Here is a 24138-nt window from a genome sequence, read left to right as displayed (position 1 = left end):
CGACGAGGGCATGCCCGGCTTCGTGGTAGGCGACGCGTTGTTTCTCGTCGTCGTGCATGATCCGGCTCTGGCGCTTGAGGCCGACGGCGCCGCGCTCGACGGCCTCGTCGAAGTCCTCCATCATGACCATTTCCTTGCCGCTGCGTCCGGCCATGAGGGCGGCCTCGTTGACGAGGTTGGCCAGGTCGGCGCCGACCGAGCCGGGCGTCAGGCTGGCGACATGCCGCAGATCGACATTCGGTGAAACCTTGACGTTGCGGACGTGCACCTTGAGGATCGCCTCGCGGCCATTGATGTCGGGACGATCGACAACCACGGTGCGGTCAAAGCGTCCCGGGCGCAAGAGGGCCGCGTCGAGGGTTTCGGGCCGGTTGGTGGCGGCCATGATGATGACGCCGCGATTCGAGTCGAAGCCGTCCATCTCGACAAGGAGCTGGTTGAGGGTTTGCTCGCGTTCGTCGTGGCCGCCGACGGCGGCGCCGGTGCGGGTCTTGCCGAGGGCATCGAGCTCGTCAATGAAGATGATGCAGGGGGCCTGGCTCTCGGCGTTGCCGAAGAGATCACGGACACGGGCGGCGCCGACGCCGACGAACATCTCGACGAAGTCCGAACCGCTGAGGCTGAAGAACGGGACATCGGCCTCGCCGGCGACCGCCTTGGCCAGCAGCGTCTTGCCGGTGCCGGGCGGGCCGACCAGCAGCACGCCGCGCGGAATGCGCGCGCCGAGCGCGGCGAACTTCTCCGGGTACTTGAGGAACTCGACGACTTCGGCGAGCTCCTCCTTCGCCTCATCCACACCGGCGACGTCGACAAAGGTGACGGTCGGCTTATTGCCGGTGAACATGCGCGCCCGGCTCTTGCCGAAGCTCATCGCCTGCGAGTTGGAGCCCTGCGCCTGGCGCATCATGAACAGCAGGATGGCGCCGAAGATGATCAGCGGCAGGAAGTTGAAGAGGATGCCCAGCCAGTTGCCGAACTGGCTCGGCTCCTTGACGTTGACCGGCACCTTCTCGATCTGCGCCGGGTCGACGTGGGCGTCGTTCAGCACGCTGTAAACGGTGCCACCGTCTTCCTTGCGCGAGTGGTACTTCGAGCCGTCGTTCAGGGTGACGGAGAGGCTGTTGCCTTGAACGTCGATCTGCTTGATGTTGCCGCTGCGGGCGTCGGTCACGACCTGGCCCAGCGGCTTGCTCGGGGTGCTGCTGCCCCCGGCGAAGAAGCTGAAGACGATGGCGATGACCGCCACCAGGATCAGCAGATAGATAAAGCTGTTCCTGAGCCAACGGGAATACATGGCAGCTCCGGTTCGGGACCAGCGTACCAGCGGCCGGAACGCCGGCCCGAGGCGCGCTGCGGTGAGCGGCGATAGCTACTCTAGCAAAAGTATACCATCGCTTGAGGAACCCGCCAACGAAGAACGGGCTACTGATACTATCGCCCATTCGGCTAGGCGTTGAAGTGACGCACGGCACAGCATGAAACGACCGACTTCGGCCCGAACGACGCCTTCAGGCGTCGTTGGCGTGATCGGGAACACGGGCCTGAAGGCCGTGGCGTGGGCAGCCACCGTGCCGGATCGAGAGATCGAGCACGACTGGCAGGCGCTCGGCTTCCGGCGCGTCGCCGGCGTGGACGAGGTCGGCCGCGGGCCGCTGGCGGGGCCGGTGGTGGCCGCCGCCGTGATCCTGCCGCGCCGCGATCCGGCCTGGCTCCGGGAGCTGCGCGACAGCAAGCTGCTCGCCCCGGCGCAGCGCGAGCGGCTGGCCTGCCTGATTCGCCGCGAGGCGCCGGCCTACGGCGTCGGCGTTGCCAGCGCCCGGCGCATCGACGAGATCGGCATCGCCGCCGCGGCGCGCGAGGCGATGCGCCGGGCCGTCGTCCTGCTGGCCCCGGCGCCGGAGGCACTGCTGCTCGACGCCTTCCACCTGGACGGCGTGCCGCAGCCGCAGGAGGCGATCATCCGCGGCGATTCCCGCTGCAGCGCGATCGCCGCCGCGTCCATCATCGCCAAGGTCGCGCGCGACCGCATGCTGGATGGCCTCGACCACCGCTTTCCGGGCTACGGCTTCGGCCGCAATCGCGGCTACGCCACCGCCGAGCACCTCGCCGCCCTCGCCCGCCTCGGCCCCACGCCCATCCACCGCCGCTCCTTCGCCCCGCTGCGCCTCGAAGGCGAGCGAGAGCCGGAACACCGGCCTTGACGCAGAATCACGACGACAAACGCCCAGCCGCGGCCGGCCCGCCTCGCCGCCCAGACACGCGCCGCGCGCTCGGCGCCTTCGCGGAGCGGCTGGCGGCGGGGCGGTTGGAGCGCGCGGGCTACCGTATCGTCGGGCGGAACGCGCGGGCCGGCCCGGGCGAGATCGACATCGTCGCGCTGAAAGACGGCCAGACGGTGCTGGTCGAGGTGCGCGCCCGGCGCGAGGGCGACCTCGGCTCGGCCCTCTGGTCGATCACGCCGGCCAAGCGCCGCCACCTGCTCACCGCCGCCGAGCAGTTCCTGGCCGAGCACCCGGAGCTGCCGCAGGAGGCGCGCATCGACCTCGCCGCCGTCACGTTGGACCGCACCGGCAAGGTCATCGACGTGCAGATCGTCGAGAACGCGATCGAGGGGTGAGCCTGCGCTTTCGGCCCTCACCCCCGGGTCCCTCTCCCAATCCTGGGTGAGGGGGATCGTACGGGGCGGCGTCGGGGCGGCGGGCTAACCGCACCGTGAGCGGAGCGCCTGACCCAGGATTGGGGGAAGGGTTGGGGATGAGGGCCGATGGCCCGTTGGCCCTCACGCCCGGCGCCGTTATGCTGGAGAGGCGAGCCAGCGATGCCGATCTACGAATTCTTCTGCAACGATTGCCGCAAGCGGGTCGAGGTCTTCCGCCGCAGCGTCAGCGCCGCGGGCGGCGAACGCTGCCCCACCTGCGGCGGCGCAGAGCTGCGCCGGCTCGTCTCGCGCTTCGCCGTGCACCGGTCCGTCAGCGAGTTCGGCAGCGCGGACGAAGAGTCGTACATCGACGGGCTGGAGGACGAAGACCCGCGGGCGATGGCGCAGTGGGCGCGGCGCATGCAGCAGGAGAGCGGCGAAGACCTCGGCCCCGAGTTCGACGGCATGCTCTCGCGCATGGAAGCCGGCGAACTGCCCGACGATGACGACGAGTTCGATGACGGCGGTTTCGACGGCGGCGACGAATTCGGCGACGACTTTTGAGCTGATTCAGTACGAGCGAGGGCGGCGATGCCCATCTACGAATACCGCTGTAAAGAATGCGGCCGCCTGACGAGTGTGTTCACGCGCAGCGTCTCGCAGGCCGTCGAGCCGGCGTGCAGCCACTGCGGCAGCGCGGCGCTGGAGCGCGCTCCGTCCAAGTTCGCCTATCACCGCAGCGAGCAGCAGATCCTGGAGCAGTACGGTACGCCGGAGCCGGGCGCCGGGCCGGACGCCTACAAAGACCCGCGCCAGATCGGCCGCTGGGTCGAAAAACGCTTCGACGAGATGGGCATGGAGCTGCCCTCCGAGGCACGCACGATGATCGATGCCGCCCGCCAGGGCGAGTTCCCGGAGCCGGTCAAGGATCTCTAACCGGCGCGGCGCGAGGAGCCGAGCGATGGCCGAGCCCGTAGCCGCTGATGGCCTGGCGCCGCAGCTCGACCGCATCATGGCTGGCGTGCGGGAAAACCTGGTGGCCAAGCATGCAGCGCGCGAGCGGGCGCTGCCGCTCTGCCGCGAGGTGATTCGCCTCTCCGCCAACGGCATCCGCGCCACGCACCGCGACGAGTTTTCCCGCGCCCGCGAATTGCTCGGGCAGGCCACGACGCTGTTGCGCCAGATCCGCGAGGCGCTGGAGGGCCACGCCGACATCTTCTTCGCCGGCTTCGTGCACGATGCGCAGAAGGAGCACGCCGAGGCGGCGCTCACGCTGGCATTGGTGGCCGGCGAGCCGCTGCCGGCTCCCGCCGAGCTTGCCGTGGAGCATGCCGCCTATCTCAACGGCATGGGCGAGGCCGTGGGCGAGCTGCGCCGCTACCTGCTCGACAGCCTGCGCGACGGCGACATCGCCCGCTGCGAGCGCTTCCTGCGCGCCATGGACGATATCTATGACGTGCTCGTGACCGTGGACTATCCAGACGCGCTCACCGGCGGCCTGCGCCGCACCACGGACGTGACCCGCGGCATCTTGGAGCGCACCCGCGGCGACCTGACCACGGCCGCCCTGCAAACCCGGCTCGAAGGCCGGCTCGCGGCGTTCGAGGCGCGGCTGCTCGGACCCCCATCCCCCGACCCCTTCCCCCAATTCTAGGGGAAGGGGTGATCGATGCACGGAGCGGTTAGGGCTGAAGGCATGGCGCAGAGCCTCCCCAGCTCCGGTCCGAAGCTCCCCTCTCCCGCGATTGGGACGATGAGACCGACCCTGGGTTGAGGGCTGGCGGCGCGCTGCAATCAACTCCCGTAGCGAACTATCCGCTTGGCGCCTCTTTGCCCGGCGCCTGCGCTTGAACGTAGGATAGGCGGCTGATACATTCCACAATCGATGGGCGCTGGGCGGTTACGTGCGCGTTTCCGGTCCGGCGCTTCGCATACCAACGGGCTTCCCCGTTACCGCTTGGACGGATTCGCCGAGACGAGAAGGGAGCGCACGGCATGGGTATCGTGTGGATCGTACCCATCGTCGGTGTCATCGCGGTGCTGTTCGCGGGCTGGCTGGCGCGCGACGTACTGACCTACGACACCGGCACCGCGGCCATGCAGGACATCGCCGACCGCATCTTTGAGGGCGCGATGGCCTTCCTGCGGCGCCAGTATCAGACGATCGCCGCGCTTTCCATCGTCGTGGCGATCATCATCGGCGTGATCGTCGCCGCCACGGCCAGCGACGTGCACGACCCGCTCAACCAGTCGAAGACGGTGAGCGCCGGCGCCCAGGGGCTGCTGGCCGGCATCGCCTTCCTGGTCGGCGCCGCCTGTTCCGGCGTCTCCGGCTTCATCGGCATGTACATCTCCGTACGCTCCAACCTGCGCACTGCCGCGGCGGCCCAGCGCAACCTGCGCGCGGCGATCACCGTCGCGTTGCGCGGCGGCGCCGTCTCCGGCTTCCTCGTCACCGCGCTCTCGCTGCTCGGCGTCTCCAGCATCTTCGGCATCTACAGCAAGCTGCTCGGCAATCCGGTCGGCTCAACGCCCTTCCTGATCGTCGGCTTCGGTTTCGGCGCCAGCTTCGTCGCCCTGTTTGCCCAGCTGGGCGGCGGCATCTACACCAAGGCGGCGGACGTGGGCGCCGACCTGGTGGGCAAGATCGAGGCCGGCATCCCCGAAGACGACCCGCGCAACGCGGCCGTGGTGGCCGACCTGGTGGGCGACAACGTCGGCGACTGCGCCGGCCGCGGCGCCGACCTGTTCGAGTCGATGTCGGCCGAGAACATCGGCGCCATGATCCTCGGCGTGGCGATCTTCAGCGCTACCAACGACATCAAATGGATCTTCTTCCCGCTCGTCTTGCGCTCTTTCGGTATCATCGCCACGATCCTCGGCCTGCTCTCCGTCCCCTTCTTCGCCAGGGAGGAGGGTCAGCAAGACCCGATGCAGCCGCTCAACGGCGGCTACTACGTCTGTTCGATCCTCTCCGTCATCGGCCTGCTGATCGCCACGAGCGCCATGCTCGGCAGCCAGTGGTACTGGTTCTTCTTCTGCGGTCTGGTCGGGATCGCTACCGGCATCGCCTTCGTCTACATCACGCAGTACTACACGGCGGGTGCCTGGCGGCCGGTGCAGGAGATCGCGGCTGCCTCGCGCACCGGCCCGGCCACGAACATCATCATCGGCACCGCGGTGGGTTTCGAGACGACGGCTGTCACCGCGATCGTGATCGGCTCGGCGCTTGTGGCCGCCTTCATCTTCGGCGCCCACGCCGAGATCAAGACGGTGGTTACGAATATCCCGGCGCCGACATCGGTGCAGACCGGCGTCTTCGGCACGGCCGTAGCCACAATGGGCATGCTGATGTCCGCCGCCTACATCCTTGCCATGGATACGTTCGGCCCGATCACCGACAACGCCGGCGGCATTACGGAGATGGCCGGCGCTCCGGAGGGCGCGCGGCATATTACGGACTCGTTGGACACGGTGGGCAACACGACGAAGGCGCTGACCAAGGGCTATGCCGTGGCCTCGGCCGGGCTGGCGGCGTTCCTGCTGTTCAGCGCCTACCTGGATAAGGTCAAGGAGGTCATCGGTCGAGCGCCGGTCGCCGACCTGGGCAGCGTCGAAGTGTTCGTGGGCGGCGTGCTGGGCGTGATGCTCGTCTTCCTCTTCTCGTCGCTTGCGATCCGCGCCGTGGGCAGCGCGGCGGGCGAGATTATTGAAGAGGTGCGACGCCAGTTCCGCGAGAATCCGGGCATCATGGACGGCACGGTGAAGCCGGACTACGGCCGCGCGGTGGACATTACCACCCGCGCCGCGCTGCGCAAGATGGTGGCGCCGGGCCTCCTCGCCGTCGGCCTGCCGATAGCCGTCGGCGTGGTCTTCCGCCTGCTCGGCCAGGGGCCGCTGAATAACAAGGACGCCGGCTGGCAGGCTGTGACCGGCGTGCTGATCATCGGCACGATCGGCGGCATCATCGTCGCCACCTTCCTCAACAACAGCGGCGGCGCCTGGGACAACGCCAAGAAGTACATCGAATCGGGCGAAATGAAGGACGAGGCCGGCGCTATCGTGCGCAAAGGCTCGCCCACGCACGCCGCCGCCGTCGTCGGCGACACCGTCGGCGACCCCTTCAAGGACACGGCGGGCCCGGCGCTGCACGTGTTGGTCAAGCTGCTCAGCACGATCACGCTGGTGCTGGCGCCGCTGTTCATCGCCAAGTAGTGGCCGAGTGGTGATCAGGTAAGCTCGGCCGCGGATGCGGTACGCTGCGGGGCGGCGGTCTTCGGGCCGTCGCCCCGTTTCTGTCGGTACGGCACGAGGAGGTATCCCGTGAACGAGGTTCTCTACGAGCTGGATGGCCACATCGCCACGATCTCGCTGAACCGCCCGGAGGCGATGAACGCGCTCAACACGCCGCTGCGCACGCTGCTGCGCGGGGCGTTCGAGCGCTTTCGCGACACGTCCCAGGCCTGGGTGGCGATCGTCACCGGCGCGGGCGAGCGCGCCTTCAGCGCCGGCGCCGACCTGAAGGAGATGAGCCAGCGCAACCGCGCCCTGCACGAGGGTGGCCACGACGCCTTCTGGGAGCCGGAGACGCCCGCCCTCAATCGCGGCCTGCCGATCTGGAAGCCGGTGATCGCCGCGGTCAACGGCTACTGTCTGGCCGGCGGGCTGGAGCTGGCGCTCTCCTGCGACATCCGCATCGCCGCCGAGCATGCGACCTTCGGCCTGGCCGAGGTGATGCGCGGCATCATTCCCGGCGGCGGCGGCACGCAGCGGCTGCCGCGCCTGATTCCCTTCGGCGTCGCGCTGGAGATGATGTTCACCGGCGACCGCATCACCGCGCAGGAGGCGTACCGCGTGGGCCTGGTCAACCACGTCGTGCCGGCAACGGAGGTGCTGCCGGCCGCACGCAGGCTGGCCGAGCGCATCTGTCAGAACGCGCCGCTCTCCCTGCGGGCGATCAAGGAGTCGGCCTATCGCGGCTACGACGCGCCGCTGGACGAGGGGCTGCGCATCGAGGCGTTGCTCTCACGCATCATCCGCACCACGTCGGACAGCGTCGAAGGCCCAACCGCCTTCGCCGAGAAGCGCCCGGCGGCCTGGCAGGGGCGCTGAGACCGGGCCCCCATCCCCCGGTTCATTCCTTGGCCCCCAATTCTAGGGGAAGGGGAGATCGATAGACGGAGGGTTGGGCTGAAGGCGCGACACAGAGTCCCCCTCGCCCAGGATTGGGAGAGGGGGATGTGAAATGCGGTGAGGGCCGACCGGCCGCGCCGTTTGACCCCATCCCGCCGGATTGATACGGTTCGTACATACATTTGTTCCAACGATCGCAGCGCACGGCGCCGCCGTCGCAGCCAGCGGCGGACGAGAGGACAGGCTTGGTGACCCAGACTTCGAGCACTTCCGTCGATATGGAGACGCTCGTCTCCCTTTGCAAGCGGCGCGGTTTTGTCTACCCGGCCGCCGAGATCTACGGCGGCTTCGCCAACGCCTGGGACTACGGTCCGCTCGGCGCCGAGCTGCGCCGCAACATCCGCAACGCCTGGTGGCGGGCGATGGTGCAGGAGCGCGACGACGTCGTCGGCCTCGAAGCGACGGTCATCACCAACCCGAAGGTCTGGGTCGCCTCCGGCCACGTTAGCACCTTCAACGACCCGATGGTGGACTGCAAGAACTGCCAGTCGCGCTTCCGCGCCGACCATATCGACCTCGCCGGCCCCTGCCCCGACTGCGGCATGACCGGCCAGTTCACCGAGCCGCGCCTGTTCAACATGATGATGCAGACGTACGTCGGCCCGGTGCAGTCGGAGGAGAACGTCGCCTATCTGCGGCCGGAGACCGCGCAGGGCATGTTCATTAACTTCGAGAACGTGCTCACCAGCACGCGCAAGAAGCTGCCCTTCGGCATCGCGCAGAACGGCCGCAGCTTCCGCAATGAGATCACGCCCGGCAACTTCATTTTTCGAACGCGCGAGTTCGAGCAGATGGAGATGGAGTACTTTGTAAAGCCCGGCGAGCACCACGCCGCCTACGATTACTGGCGCAAGGAGCGTTTTCGCTGGTTCCTGCGCCTGGGCATCAAGCCGGAGAAGCTGCGCTATCTCATGCATCCCAAAGAGGCGCTGGCGCACTACTCGATCGGCACGACGGACATCGAGTATCTCTATCCGATCGGCTGGCAGGAGCTGGAGGGCATCGCCTCGCGCAGCGACTATGACCTGCGCCAGCACAGCGAGCTTTCTGGCCAGCAGCTCAGCTTCTTCGACGAAGAGAGCAAACAGCACATCGTTCCCTATGTGGTCGAGCCGGCCGCCGGTGTGGACCGTACCTTTCTCGCCCTGCTCTGCGACGCCTACGACGAGGAGACGCTGGAGAACGGCGAGAAGCGCACGGTGCTGCATCTGCACCCAACGATCGCGCCGGTGACGGTGGCGATCCTGCCGCTCAGCCGCAACGAGAAGCTGACGCCCACCGCGCGCCGCGTCTGGGAGCTGCTGCGGCCGCACTTCGTCACGCAGTACGACGACTCGCAGGCGATCGGCCGCCGATACCGCCGCCAGGACGAGATCGGCACGCCCTGGTGCGTGACCGTGGACTTCCAAACCGTCGAAGCGGACCAGGCCGTGACGATCCGCGAGCGCGACAGCATGGCGCAGGAGCGCGTGCCGATCGGCGGCCTGCTGGCGGCGCTGCGCGAGCGCCACGACGCGGCCGTGGCGCGTTCGGCCGCCCTGGCCGCGGGCTACGAGCCGGAGCTGCCCAAGGAATGAGGAAATAGGATACAGGAAATAGGAAATAGAGGGTGGTCTCCAGGAGACCGTGGGTTGGCCGCGGACGAGCATGAGAAGAGGAGCGGTGGCCCGGCCTATTGGCAGTTGATCGTGTGGCAGAAGGGTATGGCGATGGCGCGGTCGATCTACGCGCTGGCGCCGCGACTGCCGCATGAGGAGATAAACGGAATGCGCTCGCAGATCACGCGGGCGGCGGTTTCCGTGCCGACGAACGTGGCGGAAGTTGGGCGCGGGAGTCACGTGCCGAAAAGGCGCAATTCTTGTCTATCGCGCAAGGCTCGCTGGCAGAGGTGGAAACGTTGCTCACGCTCTGCGAGCAAATCGGCTGGTTCCCGGCCGGGGAAGCAGCGAACCCGCGCCATGATGCTGGAGATCGGCCGTATGCTCACGTCCATGCGCCGAAACGTACGGAGGGCAAGGGAAGGAAAGTGAGCGCGGAGACGTCCTCCGGCCCTCGGCCGTCCTTCCCCTATTTCCTATCTCCTACATTCTATTTCCTTGTCTCCCACATCGTTGCAATTCGCCCCAGGACGGCCCCGTGAAACTCATCCACTTCGCCGACCTGCACATCGGCGTGGAGAACTACAGCCGACCCGACCCGGAGACGGGCCTGCCCTCGCGCCTGCTGGACTTCCTCGGCGCCTTCGACGAGCTCGTCGAGTACGCGCTGGGCGAGCAGGCGGACCTCGTTGTCTTCGCCGGCGACGCCTACAAGACGCGCGATCCGACGCAGACGCACCAGCGCGAGTTCGCCAAACGCGTGCACAGGCTCGCCTCGAGCGGCATCCCCGTCTATCTCTTGATCGGCAACCACGACCTGCCCAACGCCGCCGCCCGCGCCAACGCGCTGGAGATCTTCCGCACGTTGCAGGTCGAAAACGTCTACCTCGGCTCGCGCATCGGCACCACGCGCGTGCAGACGCGCGGCGGCCCCGTGCAGATCGTCGGCGTGCCCTGGCCCAGCCGCAGCACGCTGCTCACCAAAGAGGAGCACCGTGCCCTCAGCATCGACGAGGTGGATCGCAAGATCGAGGAGATCCTCGGCGACACGATCCGCGACGAAGCCGAGGCGCTCGATCCGTCGATCCCCGCGATCCTCACCGCGCACATCGCCATGCACGGATCGAAGGTGAAGACGGGCAGCGAAGACTGGATGACCGTCGGCCGTTTCCCCGCGCTGCAGCCGAGCGTGCTGGACGCCGATCGCTTCGACTACGTGGCCCTGGGTCACCACCACATCCAGCAGCAGGTCGGCTCGCGCCCGCCGATGTACTATGCCGGCTCGATGCAGCGCGTCGACTTCGGCGAGGAGCACGACGACAAGGGCTTCATGGTCGCCACCCTCGACCCGGCGCTGCCCGCGGGCCAGCGCGTCACCGAGGTTGAGTTCCGGCGCGTGCGGGCGCGCCGCTTCGTCACGGTCGAGGTCACCGTGCGCGGCGAGGACGCGACCGGCGACGTGATCGCCGCCATCCGCCGCGCCGACGTGCGCGATGCGATCGTGCGCGTACTGATCACGCTTACGCCACCGCAGAACGCCGCCCTGCGCGATAACGACGTGCGCGAGGCGCTGGCCGGGGCGCACGTCGTCGCGACGATCAGCAAGAGCCTGGTGCAGGAGCGCCGCCGCCGCGCCTTCGACGAAGCCTCGCCGGAGCGCATGGCGCCGCTCGACGCGCTCGGCCGCTACTTCGACAGCCGCGAGACGCCGGCCGACTACCGCGAGCAACTGCTCAGCCACGCCCGCGTCATCGTGGAAGGCGTGAACGAGCCGGAGTAGGCGGCGGGCCGCAGCGCTTCTCGTCCATGCTCGCAACGATACGCGGGCCGCGCCGCACGATTTTCTTCTCGACCGTGTGCAAAGACGGCATTCCGCTTCGTTGATCAGGTCGAGTGAGCAGTGCGTGCAAGGCATTGCCCGCGGCAATGCCGTTCACCCGCGCGTGCGCGAGCGATGGACGAAGGAGACCCCGCCGTGGCCTTTGGACCGATCATTCCCAGCGGCGCCGTGAACAGTACCGTTGCCGTGCCGATGCCGGTGAAATGGAACACCTTCCTGCAAAACGTCTTCAGTTTGCCCCGCGCCGCTCGCGAGCGGGCGGCCGACGAGATCGAGCGCGACTTGCTCGACTATCTGGCTACGCCGATTCGTCCGGCAACGCTCGCCCTCTCCGCCAATGACCAGTTCACGCTCAATCAGCTGAAGCAGCTCGGCAGTCCAGGCAACGCCGAATACCGGGCGATGGGGAGGCTGATCGCCGGCGCCGTCAGGCAGGGCGTGTTGCCGCACTTCACCTACGTCGTGCGGAACGAGGCGCACTGGCTCGTGGTCAGCGCGGAGATCAGCATGGGAACCACGGTCGCTTCGGAGAGCGTGGCGGTTCCGCTGCCGCCCCGTGGCGCGACGCGCGCGGCGGCAGCCGCGCTGGCGCGGCAGTTGCCGCCGGAAGCGACGATCGGCATCCGCCAGTACGACAACGTCCAGTACGTCGTGGTGAACCCTCCGCCTGGAGTCACCCATTTCACCGTCCGGTACGACATGCGGCTCGACAGCACAGGCGTGCCGGTCGGGGAGTCGCTCGCCGCCGACATCTTCGCGTCGTGCGAGGCCGACTATGCCCGGCTATGCGCCTACTTCGGGATGGCCGCCAATCCAGGCGGTGCAGCGCCGGCACACTTCGATGTCTACATCGACGAGGGCGTGTTCGGCGCCATGCACGAGAGCTGCCACGCGACCGAGATCCACTGCTCCGCGGTCATGGGGCTCCAGCCCGGCGTCGTGCCGATGATGCTGGCCGCCGAGATCGCCGAGGTCTTCGCCGCGACGAAGCACAACGGCTGGCGCTGCCGTCACACCAACGGCGAAGCCCTGTCGCGCGTGCTGGCAGAAGAGCTGCACCCGCGGGCGTTCGGCGGCTTTTTGGCCGGGTCATACTGGCTGAACAACCGCGATGCAGCCGGGAATCCCGACCGTCCTGATTTCGTCAACGATGACGTGCACAGCGATACGGAGCTCGTCTCGGTCGGCTGCGGCGTGCTCTTTCTCAACTACCTGCGCTACCAGCGCAAGCAGAGCTGGCGGAACATCATCGCGGCCGGTGGCAACACCCTGGGCGACACGTACCGGACGCTTACTCGCAAGAGCGGGCAGCAAGGCTTCGCCGCGTTTCTCAAGCTGATGAACCGGCGGTACCCACCAGGTCGGAACGTCCTTCTGCGGAGCGACAATCCGTTCTGAGGGGCGCCGATCCGGCTGTGCCGGAGAACTCCGCGGCGGTGGACGTTTCGAACGGGGTGCTCACGGGCTCGCGCCGTGCAAACTCGCGGCAACGCCGCTATGCTGGCTGCCTCGACAGGTTCGATTCGAGATAGGCATGAATCTGCACACTTCGGCCCTCGCAACGACCTACATCGGCCGCGAGCGAGAACTGGCCCTGCTCGGCACCCTGCTGGATGCCGTGGTCGAGGGCGGCAGCGTTGCCCTCGTCTACGGCGAGGCGGGGATCGGCAAGACACGCACCGCCGAAGAGCTCGCGCGGGCGGCCGCCGCGCGCGGCCTGCGGGTCCTGTGGGGGCGCTGCCACGAGAGCGAGGGCGCTCCGCCCTTCTGGCCCTGGGTGCAGGTCATCCGCGGCTGCCTGCGCGAAGCCGAGCCGGAGCGCCTGCGCGCGGAACTGGGTACGGCCGCGCCGATCGTCGCCCAGCTCGTGCCCGAACTGCACGATCTGATCGGCGCACAGCCGGAGCCGCCGCCCATCGCGCCAGACCAGGCCCAGTTCCAGATGTTCGACGGCCTGGCGCGGTTCCTCTTCGCCGCCGCCAGGCGCCAGCCGCTGCTGATCGTACTTGACGACCTGCACTGGGCGGATTCGGCCTCGCTGCTCCAGTTGCAGTTCATGGTGCGCGAGCTGCGCGACGCGCCGCTCGTAATCCTGGCCACCTACCGCGACGACGAGGCGACGCGAGGCCGCCCGCTGGCTCGGGCGCTCGCCGACCTCGCGCGTTCGCCGATCCTGCTGCGCCTGCCGCTCGCCGGACTCACGAAGCCCGACATCGCGCGCCTGGTGGCCACGGTGACCGGCAAACAACCGCCGGAACCCCTCGTCGATCTCGTCACGCGCGAAACCGAGGGGAATCCCTTCTTCGCCTCGGAGATCCTTCGGCTGCTTAGCGCGGATGGGCGACTCGATGCCTGGGGCGGCACACCGACCGGCGCGATCAGATGGACGATTCCGCACACGGTTCGCGATGCGATCGGCCGGCGGCTGGAACTGCTCTCCGACGCGTGTATCGCCACCCTGGCGACGGCATCGGTGCTCGGCCAGGAGTTTCAGCTCCGCCCCTTGCAGGCGGTGGTCGCCGTGCTGCCCGACGCCCGCCTCTCGGCTGAAGACGTGCTTGACGCCCTCGAGGAGGCCGAGACGCGCGGCATCATCGAGGCGGTGCCGGCAAGCGCGGGTTGGTATCGCTTCGCTCATGCGCTGATCCGCAACATCCTCTACGAAGACCTGCCCAGCACCCGCCGCATGCGCCTGCACCGGCTGGCCGGCGAGGCGCTCGAGCGCCTGTACGGCGGCGGCGCGGGCGCGCAGCTTGCCGAACTCGCTAGTCATTTCGTTCGCGCCGCGCCGGCCCGCGACGCCGGCAAGGCGGCCCGCTACGAGCGCTGGGCGGGCGACCACGCGTTGACGATTTACGCCTACGAGGAGGCAGCTGAGCACTTCGCGAGCGCGCTGCACGTGCTCGACCTGGCCGGCAACGATGTCGAAGAGCTGGCAGAGGAGAGCACGCCCAGCGCTCGCTGCGATCTGCTGCTGAGCCTGGGCAATGCCCGGCGTATGGCGGGCGACGTCGCCATCGCTCGCGAAACGTTCCTCCGGGCGGCTGCCCTCGCGCAGCGCGATAAGGCCCGCTTCGTGCGCGCGGTGCAGGGAATCGCCGCCGACATTCCGCAGCGCCACAGCGGCGACCCGGAGCTGGCGCGCCTGCTCGGCGAGGCGCTCGCCATGCTGGAGCAGGGCGACAGCCGCGAGCGGGCGATGCTGCTTATCCGGCTCGCGATCGAGCTCTGGCACCTCCCCGAGGTCGAGCGCAGCCTTGAACTGGGAACAGCCGGCGCCGCCATGGCTCGCCGCCTGGCTGATGCTGAGGCGACGGCCTATGCGCTGCGTTTCGAAGTGTTGAGCGGCGCCCTCGACCCGGAACGACGGCTCGCACGTAGCGAAGAGCTGGTGCAGCTTGCGCGGGCCGAGCAGAACCTGGCGCTGGAGCTTTCCGGCCACGGCTGGTGCGCCATCTGTCTGCTCGAGCTTGGCGATGCCGCCGGCGCCGAAGCGGCGATCGAGGCCTATGCTGCGCTTGCCGAGCGTCTGCGTCAGCCCGTGCATTTGGCGCAGGTCGCCGCCCTGCGATCCACCACCGCCTGCATGAGCGGGCGCTTCAGCGAGGCCGAAGCCGCAGCCGAAGCCGGCTTCGCCCTCGCTCAGCGCGCCGGGCGCGCGGACGCACGCACGACTCACGCGGGGCTGCTGCTGATCCTGCGCATCCTCCAGGGCCGCCTGGAAGGTCTGCAAGAGGTGCTTCAGGGGTTCGCCGCCGAGTACCCGTCGATGGCGGTATGGCGCTGCGGCCTGGCCTATCTCTACGCCGAGCTGGAGCTTGAGGCCGAGGCCCGGGTGACGCTCGAAGCGGTGGCGGCAGACGGGTTCGAGACAATTCCGCAGGATAACCTCTGGCTGACGTCGCTCACATCGCTTGCCGAGTGTTGTGCCTTCCTCGCCGATGCTGAGCGGGCGATCCAGCTCTACGATCTCCTGCTGCCCTATGCACGCTGCAACGTCGTGATCAGCGGAGGCGCGGGTTGCACCGGCTCGGTGGCCCGCTGCCTGGGGCTGCTGGCGACGACGCTGCAGCGCTGGGAGGATGCCGAACGCCACTTCGAAGCGGCGCTGGCGATGAACGCCCGCCTCGGCGCCCTGCCCTGGCTGGCGGTGGCGCAGTGCAACTATGCCGCCATGCTGCTGGCGCGTGGCGCCCCCGGCGACCGCGAGCGGGCCGCGGCGCTGCTGGCGCAGGCGGCGGCCACGGCGGTGAAGCTGGACATGGCCAGCCTCACGCGGCGTTGCGAAGCGCTCAGCGCCGTGCTGCAGGCGGCTGCACCGGCTGCCGCTGCTGCCGGCCGCGGCCGGGCCGAATATCCCGATGGGCTCAGCGAGCGTGAGGCCGAGGTACTGAAGCTGCTTGCGGCGGGGCTGAGCAACAAGGAGATCGCGGACCGCCTGGTGCTCAGCCCGCGCACCGTCGAGACGCACATCCAGCGCACCTACGCCAAGATCGGCGTCCGTGGCCGCAGCGAGGCCGTGGCCTACGCCATTCGGCATGGCCTCGTCTAACGGCCGCCTACGTGCGGCTGCGTACGGCTACGTAGTTACCCGGACGGCGGCCGACGCGCGGATGATTTTTCCGTTGCGAAGATTCAGCGGTTTCGCGGATGGCCCCCGCTTCGCCTGCCGGTACCCTCGACCGTGAAGGCCGCCGTCGCGCTCGCCCGTCGCGGGCGCCGTGTCGGCCGGCGGAGGGTTCGAGATGATCGCGGCAATGTCCCTCGCAATGTTGCCGGTGCAGGAGCTCGCCTGGCACTGCCGCATGCAGCACGACCGCTATCACCGCGGCCAGGCGCACGACGACGGCTATGCCAACGAGCTCGTGCGGCGTGCCGTCATCGCGCGCGATGAAATCGCCTGGGAGGCGCTGTACACGATCTACAACTGCCAGGTCGCCGCCTGGTGCCGCCGCGCCGGCGCACCTCCGGCCGAACTGGAAGATCTGTGTGCCGCGGCCTGGCTGAAGTTCTGGCACGCGTTCACGGTCGACCGCCTCTGCCGCGCCAAAGATATCCGTGCCGTGCTGAAGTACCTGATGCTCTGCGCCACCAGCGTCGTGATCGACGCCAAACGCAAGGCGGCCTGCGCGGCGCGCTTCGCCAGCGATCTCGAACCGGAACAGGCGGAACGGTTGCTGGCGGTCGAGTGTGGCTCCGAGCCGGACTGGCACGACTTCTGGCGGCGGGTACAGGCGTCGCTGCACTCCGAGGCCGACCGCGTGCTGGTGCAGCTCGCCTACGAGCGCGAGCTGAAATCGGCCGAGATCCAGGCGGCCCGGCCCGACCTCTTTCCGACCGTGGAGGATGTCTACCGCACCCGCCACGCGATTTTCGACCGCCTGCGCCGCAACACCGCGCTGCGCCGCTGGTTCGAGTGCGGCGGCTGCGGCGAGACCGAAGAGACGGCAACTGCCGGTGTGACGACATAAAGCCGCGCACCCCGGCGCGCTCCTGAGGGCTGGTTCGTCCCGTGCTGCCGCCTGCCGCTACAATGGCGGTGCGGGCGGCACGGGGTCGAACCAGCCCTCAGCCGTCCCGCCCGAGGTGTCGTCCGCCGTGGTGCCACTCCGCCTGCGCCTGCACAACTTCCTTTGTTACCGTGAGAACTGCCCGCCGCTCGACTTCACGGGCATCAGCATGGCCTGTCTCAGCGGCGAGAACGGCCATGGCAAGTCGGCGCTGCTTGACGCGATTACGTGGGCCGTGTGGGGCCAGGCGCGCGGCAAGTCGGACGACGAGCTGATTCACCTCGGCCACGTCGACATGGAGGTGGAGTTCGACTTCCGCGTGGGCGACGCGCGCTACCGGGCGCTGCGCAAGCGGCGCAAGGGCACGGCCAGCAGCCCCGGCCGCACGCTGCTCGAGTTCCAGGTGCTCTCCGGCGAGGCATGGAAGCCGCTCTCCGGCGCCAGCGTGCGCGAGACGCAGCAGCAGATCATCGACGCCGTGCGGCTGGACTATGAGACCTTCCGGAACAGCGCCTTCCTGATGCAGGGCCGCGCCGACGAGTTCACGATCAAGCCGCCCAACGATCGCAAGAAAGTGCTGGCCGAGATCCTCGGCCTGAGCGCCTACGACGGCTACGAGGTGAAGGCGCGCGACGAGCGCCGCCGCTGGGAGGCGGAGGCGCGCCGCCTCGACGTGCTGCTCGAACAGTACGCCGGCGTGCTGGCGCGCGAGCCGGAGCACCGCCGCGAGCGCGACGAGATGCAGGCCGAGCTGACGGCGATCGAAGCGGACCTGGCGCAGCAGCGCGAGTTGCAGACGGCGCTGCGCGAGGCGGAGAAGGCCGTGCAGCTGCTGCGGGCGCAGGCCGAAAGCGCCGCGAAGGAGCGCGACACGGCGGAGCAGCACGTCGCGCGCGCCGGCGCCGAGCTGGCGCGGCAGTGCGCAACGCTGGACGGCCTCGCCGCCCTGCTCGCGCGGGCGGCCACGATCCGATCGGACTACGCCGCGCTGCGCGCCGCCCGCGAGCACGAAGCGGAGCAGTCGCAACGGCTGCGCGCCGTCTCGGCCCTGCAGCGCGATGAGGAAGCCGCCCGCCGCCAGATCGAGCGCGAGGAGCAGGCGCTGACCGCCCGCGCCGTGCAGCAAGAGACGGAGGCGAAGCGTCAGCGCGCGATCGTCGCCCGTGTGCACGAGGCGGAGAACGAGCGCACGGCGCTGACGGCGGCGCGCGACGAGCTCGACCTGCTGGAGCGGCGGTTGCGCGAGGCGCGGCTGGAACTGGAAGAGCAGAGCAACACCGCCGGCCAGCTCAAGGTCGAAAACGATCGCCTGCTGGCGGACATGAAGGAGCTCAAGCGCAAGCAAACCGAGCTCGAACTCGGCGGTGCACGCTGTCCGGTCTGCCGCACCGAGCTCGGCGAAGAGGGCAAAGCCCGTGTGCGCGACGAATACGAAGTCGAGGGGAGAGCCCTCGCCGAACGCTACCGTCACAACACGCCGCGCCGCGACGAAGCCGAGCACCGCATCGCCGCGCTGAAGGGCGAGGTGAACCGCGTCGAGGCCGACTCCGGCCGGCGGCGGCAAACGGTCGAGCGCCGCGCCGCCGAGCTCGACCGCCTCGATCGCGATGCCGCCGAAGCCATGGCGGCGCTGCCCGAGATCGAACGCGAGCTGGTCGAACTGACCCATCAGCTCACACGCAGCGCCTTCGCCGCCGAGCCACGCCGTCAGCTCGAACAGGCGCGGTCGACGATCGCCAGGACCGGTTACGACCGCGTGGCGCACGACCATGCCACGGCCGAAGTGCGGCGGCTTGCCGCCGCCGAGGAAGAACACCTGCGCCTGCAACGCGCCGAGGAGACGGAACGGGCCGCGCGTGAGGCCGCCGGCCGGGCCGCGCGCGAACTGGCCGAGTGGAGTGAGCGGCGCGACGTCGCCCGCGCGAACTGCGACCGGCTCGCTGAGCAGCTCGGCGCTCAGCCCGATCCACGCCCGCAGTTGCAGCGGCTGGCCGAGCAGATCGGCGCCCTGGAGGGCCAGGAGCGGCGCACCCGGCAAGCGCTCGGCGCCGCGGAGCAAAAGCTGGAAGACTGTGCCGTCACCCAGCGGCTGCAGACGGGAGCGCAGGCCGAGCTGGCCGCCGCCCGCGGCAAGGAGCAGATCTACGAAGACCTGGCCGTTGCCTTCGGCAGGCGCGGCGTGCAGGCGCTGATCATCGACTCGGTGCTGCCGGAGATCGAGGGCGAGGCGAACCGCCTGCTGGCGCGCATGACCAACGGCCGCATGAGCGTGGCGCTCAGCACGCAGCGCGCCACGCAGAAGGGCACCGTGGCCGAGACGCTGGACGTGACCATCTCCGACGAGCTGGGCACGCGCGCCTACGAGCTGTTCAGCGGCGGCGAGGCGTTCCGCATCAACCTGGCGCTGCGCATCGCCTTGTCGAAGCTGCTGGCCCACCGCGCCGGCGCCCAGATTCCGACGCTGATCGTGGACGAAGGTTTCGGTACGCAGGATGCTGCCGGCCGCGAACGGCTGATCGAGGCGATGAGCGCCGTCTCCAGCGACTTCGAGTGCATGATTGTGATCACGCACATCGACGAGCTGAAGGACCAGTTCGAGCAGCAGATCCACGTCGAAAAGACGCCGGAAGGCTCGATCGCCCGCGTGATGTAGCCGGGGCCGGCGGTATGGCCTCGCCGGACGCCGCGTTGATCGCCCGCGGGTCCGGTGCTACGATCGCGCTGTTCTGAAACGCACGGCGGGAGGGTCGCACCCTCCCGTATTGGTCTGCGGGCCGTGCGCTCTGGGGGAGAACTGATGGCCACCCGGTTGCTGCGAGAAGAGCTTCGCCGGGCAGCGCCGGGCCGGCCCAGCGCCTTCACGCTCGGCACCTTCGACGGCGTGCACCGTGGCCACCAGTTCCTGATTCACCTGCTCGAAGAGCGCGCCGCGGCGCGCGGCCTGGCCACGGGCGTGATCACCCTGCATCCGCACCCGCTCACCGTCGTGCGGCCGGGCACTGAGGTCACCTATCTCACGAGCCTGGAAGAGCGGATGGAGCTGCTGGCGGCGCTGGGCGTGGACATCGTGGCGCCGGTCACCTTCAGCAGCGAGGTCTCGCAGACGGGCGCGGACGAGTTCGTGCAGCTCATGGTCGATGAGCTTGATCTGCGCTTCCTGCTGATCGGGCCGGACTCGGCGCTCGGCCGCGGGCGTGAGGGCGCGGGCGAGCGTTTGCTCGAGATCGGCGCGGCGAAGGGTGTCGAGGTCGAGTTTGCGCCGGTGGAGAGCGAGGACGGCCATAAGCTGGGTTCCTCCGATGTACGCGAGGCGCTGGCGGCGGGTGATGTCGCCCGCGTCAATTATCTGCTTGGCCGGCGCTTCTCGCTGCGCGGGCCGATCGTGCGCGGCGCCGAGCGCGGCCGCACGATCGGGTTTCCCACGGCGAACATGGCGATCGCGCCCGACCGAGCCTTGCCCGGTTTCGGCGTGTTCGCCGCCTGTGCCTTCGTCGACGAAGGCAACTTCGCGGCGGCGGTGAACATCGGCCGCCGGCCGACCTTCGACAACGGCGCCCCGACGATCGAAGCGCACCTGCTGGATTTTGAGGGCGATATCTACGGCCACCAGCTGCGCCTGGAGTTCGTGCAGCGGCTGCGCGGCGAGGTGAAGTTCGACGGGATACAAGCGCTGATCGACCAGATCGCGAAGGATGTCGCCGCCACCCGCGCCGTCGCGGTCTGCGGCTGAGCGGCGGCCTCGCGGGCGCGAAGGTTCGCGGTAGACGGGGCTGCGGGCGCGCGTTCGACGCATAGAATAGACCGAGAACGCGTACACACACCGCGCGTCGTCGGCGCCGTGCGGCCGGGCAGATCTTCCCCGAGAACTGCCCGCTGCTCATTGCTCACTGCCGCGCTCACTGCCGCGCTCACTGCCGCGGCTCGAAGGGCTGGATCATGGACTCGGACTTTCAGCTCGACATCGCCGAGGTGCGCAAGCACCTGGACGAAACGCAGGTCGTCGGCTTCTTCTTCCCCTTTCTGCGCCGGACGTTGCTGCTCGACACGCGCACCAATGGCAGCGATGGGCCGCTGGTGATCGTCACGCCGATGGTGCAGTCCGTGGAGGAACGGATGCGCAGCCTGCGCAAGCTGCGGCCGCGCTTCCCCCGCCCGGACTCGATGACGCTGATCCCCTGGCCGAAGTTCGTCGACTCGCTGGAACGGCTGGGCGTGACCAAGATGATCGAGGACCGCATGGCGACGATCGGCGGCGAAGCGCTGCGCGGGCGCTGCCAGGCGGCGTTCGCCGAGTTGCGCCGCACGGAGCGCCAGCAGGTGCAGTTCGCGATCACCGGCGAGGGCTACGAGACGCTCTGGGCGCGGGAACCGGAAACCGGGAACCGGGAACAGTGAGCGCGAGGGCGCCGGTGCTGCGCGGCGGGCGCGTGACCCTGCGGCCCGCGCGCCCGCGAGACAAAGCCGATCGCCTGGCCTGCGGCCGCGACCCGGAGTCGGTGCGCATGTTCGGCGGCGCCGCTGCCACGCCCGTCGCCATGACCGAGGCCGAGGTCGATCTGTGGTACCGGCGCTTCGCCCGCGACCCGCTTGCCTGGGTGATAGAAGCGCAGGGCCGCTGTGTGGGCAACACCTTCCTGCACTCCCTGGACGAGCACGATCGCAACGCCCGCTTTGCGATCGGCATCTTCGACCCGGCGCTCTGGAGCCAGGGGTTGGGCACGGAGGCGACGCGGCTGGTGCTGGGCCACGCTTTCGAGGCGTTGCAGCTGCACCGCATCGATCTGCGCGTGCTGGAATACAACGCCCGCGCGATCGCCTGCTACCGGAAGTGCGGCTTCGTGGAGGAAGGCTTTGAGCGCGAAACCGTGCTGATCGACGGGCACTGGTACAGCGATCTGCGCATGAGCGTGCTGGAGCACGAATATCACGCGCTCGGCCCTCAATCCCCCGTCCCCTTTCTCCCAGGATTGGGAGGAAGGGGCGATCGGGCGTAAAGCGAACCGCGAGGACGTCGGGTTAGCCGGATGTTGTAGCGGCGCACCGCGCAACCCGACGTCTACCCGGATCGCTCTACGCCCGATCGCCCCTCTCCTTCTCTCCAGTATTGGGAGAAGGAGAGGGGCCACAGAAACGAGGTGAGGATGAGGGCCACCCCGCCTCGCTACGCCGTCTTGCTCTCTACCTCGCGCTTGTGCTCGTCGATCACCTTCTGCGCGACGTTGTGCGGCACCTCTTCGTAGTGGCTGAAGCTTGCGGTGAAGGTGCCGCGGCCCTGCGTGATCGAGCGCAGATCCGTGGCGTAGCGTTGCAGTTCGGCCTGCGGCGCCTGCGCCTCGATCAGCGTCAGCCCCTTGCCCGCCGGCGACATGCCCTGCGTGCGCGCCCGCTTCGTGTTCAGGTCGCTGATCACGTCGCCGGTGTAGGTGTCGGGCACGGTGATCTTCAGATCCATGATCGGCTCGATCAGGATCGGGTGCGCCTTCGGCACGCCCTCCTTCACGGCCTGCGAGCCGGCGATCTCGAACGCCACCGCCTTCGAGTCCACCGGGTGCGTCTTGCCGTCCACCAGCGTCACGCGCACGTCCACCACCGGATAGCCGGCGATCACGCCGCCGCTCAGCGCCTCGCGCACGCCCTTCTCGGTCGGGCTCCAGAACTCGCGCGGCACCGTGCCGCCCACGATGCGCTCCGTGAACTCGAAGCCGGAGCCGCGCGGCAGCGGCTCGATCTCGATGTCCACCTCGCCGAACTGACCGGCGCCGCCGGTCTGCTTCTTGTGCCGGTAGTGCGCCGTCGTCGGCTGCGTCACCGTCTCGCGGTAGGGCACGCGCGGCAGCTTCACTTCAACGCCGACGTTGAACTTGCGCTGCATCTTCTCCGCCGCGACCTCGATGTGCGACTCGCCCAGGCCGGCGACGATCATCTCGTGCGTCTCGGCGTCGCGCTCGATGCGCAGCGTGGGGTCCTCCTCCGCCAGCCGCTGCAGCGCGTGGCCCACCTTGTCCGCGTCGGATTTCGTCTTAGGGAAGACGGCCATGCGGTGCACGGGCGCCGGCAGCGCGATCGGCGAAACGTTTAGCGGATGGTCCTTGCTGCAGAGGGTGTCGTTGGTGGCCGTTTCAGCCAGTTTCGCCACCGCGGCGATGTCGCCGGCGACGATCTGCGCCACCGGCTCCTGCGTCTTGCCGCGCACGTGGAAGAGCTGGCCCACGCGCTCGGCGTGGTTGCGGTTGGCGTTCCAGACCTCGCTGTTGCTGTGAAGCGTGCCGGAGTAGACGCGGAAGTAGGTCAGCTTGCCGACGAACGGGTCGGCCGTAGTCTTGAAGACCAGCGCGGCGAGCGGGCCGGCCGGGTCGTCCTTCAGCTCCTCTTCGCCGGCGTCGGGCTTGTGCGCCCTGGGCGAGGGCACGTCGAAGGGCGAGGGGAAGTTGGCGACGATCTCGTCCAGCACCGCGGCGATGCCGACGTTGCGCGCGGCCGAGCCGACCATCACCGGCGCCGCCACGCCCTGGATGATTGCCGTGCGCAGGGCGCGGCGCACCTCGTCCTCAGAAAGCTCCTCGCCTTCGAGGTACCTGGAGATCAGCTCGTCGTCGGCCTCGGCCACGGCCTCCACCAGCTTCTCGCGGTGCTCGGCCGCTGTCGCTTCGAGGTCGCCGGGGATGGCGCTCTCCGTCGCTTTCTCGCCCATGTAGGCCTTCATCGAGACCAGGTCGATCACGCCGGCGAAGCTCTCGTGGGCGCCGATCGGCAGTTGCAGCGCCACCACCTTGTTGCCGAACGCCGCCTGCATCTGCGTCAGCGCGGCGAAGAAGTCCGCGTTCTCGCGGTCGATGCGGTTGACGACGAAGGCGCGCGGACTGCCCGACTCCTCGGCGTAGCCCCAGGCCGATTCGGTGCCGACCTGCACGCCGGAAGAGGCGTCGACGGCGATCAGCACGGCGTCGGCGGCGCGGACGCCGGCCTTCGCCTCGCCCACGAAGTCCGCGTAACCCGGCGTGTCGAGGATGTTGACCTTCATCTCCTTCCACTCGCAGGGCAGGATCGACGTGTTGACGCTCATCTTGCGCTTCAGCTCGTCGGGGTCGAAGTCGGAGGCGGTGTTGCCGTCTTCGACCCGCCCGAGCCGGTTGATCGCCCCCGCCTCGAACAGCATGGCCTCGGCGAGCGAGGTCTTTCCCGTTCCACCGTGGCCGACGATGGCGACGTTGCGAATGGAACGGGTGTCGTACTCCTTCATAACCGGCCAGACCCTCTCTTCCTTTACGTGTTTGGGTGAGCGTTCGGGCGTTGCTGAGCGCACGGCGGAGCCGCGGCGCTGCGGCGGTTTGGCCGCGCTGCACTGCCACCGGCGATGGC

Annotated in this window: 19 protein-coding genes; 17 read left to right on the top strand and 2 right to left on the bottom strand. The window is 68.8% G+C overall.

Going from position 1 to position 24138, the window contains the following annotated elements; genetic code table 11:
• On the bottom strand, positions 1-1246 hold a 1246-nt coding region (locus VKV26_14060; GenBank protein HLZ71021.1), incomplete at its 3' end, for an AAA family ATPase.
• A gap of 277 nt (positions 1247-1523) precedes the next feature.
• On the opposite strand from VKV26_14060, the gene VKV26_14055 reads away from it, so the two are divergent.
• The 17 genes from VKV26_14055 to VKV26_13975 all read left to right on the top strand — a co-directional run bounded on the left by VKV26_14055 (position 1524) and on the right by VKV26_13975 (position 21773).
• On the top strand, positions 1524-2201 hold the full coding sequence (locus VKV26_14055) for a ribonuclease HII (protein ID HLZ71020.1): 678 nt from the start codon (positions 1524-1526) through the stop codon (positions 2199-2201).
• A complete protein-coding gene (locus VKV26_14050) occupies positions 2198-2617 on the top strand; it encodes a YraN family protein (protein HLZ71019.1) in 420 nt (139 codons plus the stop codon). Before VKV26_14055 ends, VKV26_14050 begins: the two co-directional genes overlap by 4 nt.
• Positions 2618-2818: 201 nt before the next feature.
• A complete protein-coding gene (locus tag VKV26_14045) occupies positions 2819-3202 on the top strand; it encodes a zinc ribbon domain-containing protein (protein ID HLZ71018.1) in 384 nt (127 codons plus the stop codon).
• A 27-nt stretch (positions 3203-3229) separates the two neighbouring features.
• Positions 3230-3574, top strand: a complete 345-nt coding sequence (locus VKV26_14040; GenBank protein ID HLZ71017.1) for a zinc ribbon domain-containing protein — start codon at positions 3230-3232, stop codon at positions 3572-3574.
• 25 nt (positions 3575-3599) lie between these two features.
• Positions 3600-4292 carry a haloacid dehalogenase gene (locus tag VKV26_14035; protein ID HLZ71016.1) on the top strand — a complete coding sequence of 231 codons (693 nt, stop codon included), beginning with the start codon at positions 3600-3602 and terminating at the stop codon, positions 4290-4292.
• Between the two features lie 341 nt (positions 4293-4633).
• The gene (locus VKV26_14030; GenBank protein ID HLZ71015.1) at positions 4634-6853 is read left to right on the top strand and encodes a sodium-translocating pyrophosphatase; all 2220 of its coding nucleotides are present in this window, start codon (positions 4634-4636) and stop codon (positions 6851-6853) included.
• Between the two features lie 108 nt (positions 6854-6961).
• Positions 6962-7750 carry an enoyl-CoA hydratase-related protein gene (locus VKV26_14025; GenBank protein HLZ71014.1) on the top strand — a complete coding sequence of 263 codons (789 nt, stop codon included), beginning with the start codon at positions 6962-6964 and terminating at the stop codon, positions 7748-7750.
• 299 nt (positions 7751-8049) lie between these two features.
• On the top strand, positions 8050-9408 hold the full coding sequence (locus VKV26_14020) for a glycine--tRNA ligase (protein HLZ71013.1): 1359 nt from the start codon (positions 8050-8052) through the stop codon (positions 9406-9408).
• Between the two features lie 281 nt (positions 9409-9689).
• Entirely contained in the window at positions 9690-9971 is a 282-nt protein-coding gene (locus VKV26_14015; GenBank protein ID HLZ71012.1) for a hypothetical protein, read from the top strand.
• Positions 9968-11209 (top strand): exonuclease subunit SbcD, encoded by a 1242-nt coding sequence (gene sbcD, locus VKV26_14010; protein ID HLZ71011.1) that lies wholly within the window; start codon positions 9968-9970, stop codon positions 11207-11209. Before VKV26_14015 ends, sbcD begins: the two co-directional genes overlap by 4 nt.
• 195 nt (positions 11210-11404) lie before the next feature.
• Positions 11405-12667: a hypothetical protein gene (locus tag VKV26_14005; protein HLZ71010.1), complete on the top strand. Its 1263-nt coding sequence runs from the start codon at positions 11405-11407 to the stop codon at positions 12665-12667.
• Positions 12668-12803: 136 nt separating this feature from the next.
• Complete coding sequence (locus tag VKV26_14000; protein HLZ71009.1) at positions 12804-15821, top strand: AAA family ATPase; 3018 nt, start codon at positions 12804-12806, stop codon at positions 15819-15821.
• Positions 15822-16026: 205 nt separating this feature from the next.
• Complete coding sequence (locus VKV26_13995; GenBank protein ID HLZ71008.1) at positions 16027-16740, top strand: hypothetical protein; 714 nt, start codon at positions 16027-16029, stop codon at positions 16738-16740.
• Between the two features lie 127 nt (positions 16741-16867).
• Positions 16868-19432 (top strand): SMC family ATPase, encoded by a 2565-nt coding sequence (locus VKV26_13990; protein HLZ71007.1) that lies wholly within the window; start codon positions 16868-16870, stop codon positions 19430-19432.
• 144 nt (positions 19433-19576) lie between these two features.
• Positions 19577-20509, top strand: coding sequence for a riboflavin biosynthesis protein RibF (ribF, locus tag VKV26_13985; protein ID HLZ71006.1), 933 nt, complete (start codon positions 19577-19579; stop codon positions 20507-20509).
• Positions 20510-20715: 206 nt separating this feature from the next.
• Positions 20716-21174: a hypothetical protein gene (locus VKV26_13980; protein ID HLZ71005.1), complete on the top strand. Its 459-nt coding sequence runs from the start codon at positions 20716-20718 to the stop codon at positions 21172-21174.
• A complete protein-coding gene (locus VKV26_13975) occupies positions 21171-21773 on the top strand; it encodes a GNAT family protein (protein HLZ71004.1) in 603 nt (200 codons plus the stop codon). The genes VKV26_13980 and VKV26_13975 overlap by 4 nt, the downstream gene beginning before the upstream one ends.
• A gap of 167 nt (positions 21774-21940) precedes the next feature.
• Here the strand turns inward: VKV26_13975 and fusA are convergent, their stop codons facing one another.
• Positions 21941-24019, bottom strand: coding sequence for an elongation factor G (fusA, locus tag VKV26_13970; protein HLZ71003.1), 2079 nt, complete (start codon positions 24017-24019; stop codon positions 21941-21943).
• Between the last annotated feature and the right edge of the window lie 119 nt (positions 24020-24138).

The sequence above is a fragment of the Dehalococcoidia bacterium genome (assembly GCA_035310145.1).
Lineage (GTDB): Bacteria > Chloroflexota > Dehalococcoidia > CAUJGQ01 > CAUJGQ01 > CALFMN01.
The sequence above is the reverse complement of the archived record's forward strand: the minus strand, read 5'-3'. Positions and strand labels throughout refer to the sequence as shown.

Coding starts and splice junctions, on each gene's coding strand:
- VKV26_14045 (HLZ71018.1), top strand. CDS start 2,819: ATGCCGATCTACGAATTCTTCTGCAACGATTGCCGCAAGCGGGTCGAG.
- VKV26_14040 (HLZ71017.1), top strand. CDS start 3,230: ATGCCCATCTACGAATACCGCTGTAAAGAATGCGGCCGCCTGACGAGT.
- VKV26_14035 (HLZ71016.1), top strand. CDS start 3,600: ATGGCCGAGCCCGTAGCCGCTGATGGCCTGGCGCCGCAGCTCGACCGC.
- VKV26_14030 (HLZ71015.1), top strand. CDS start 4,634: ATGGGTATCGTGTGGATCGTACCCATCGTCGGTGTCATCGCGGTGCTG.
- VKV26_14020 (HLZ71013.1), top strand. CDS start 8,050: ATGGAGACGCTCGTCTCCCTTTGCAAGCGGCGCGGTTTTGTCTACCCG.
- VKV26_14000 (HLZ71009.1), top strand. CDS start 12,804: ATGAATCTGCACACTTCGGCCCTCGCAACGACCTACATCGGCCGCGAG.
- VKV26_13995 (HLZ71008.1), top strand. CDS start 16,027: ATGTCCCTCGCAATGTTGCCGGTGCAGGAGCTCGCCTGGCACTGCCGC.
- ribF (HLZ71006.1), top strand. CDS start 19,577: ATGGCCACCCGGTTGCTGCGAGAAGAGCTTCGCCGGGCAGCGCCGGGC.
- VKV26_13980 (HLZ71005.1), top strand. CDS start 20,716: ATGGACTCGGACTTTCAGCTCGACATCGCCGAGGTGCGCAAGCACCTG.
- fusA (HLZ71003.1), bottom strand. CDS start 24,019: ATGAAGGAGTACGACACCCGTTCCATTCGCAACGTCGCCATCGTCGGC.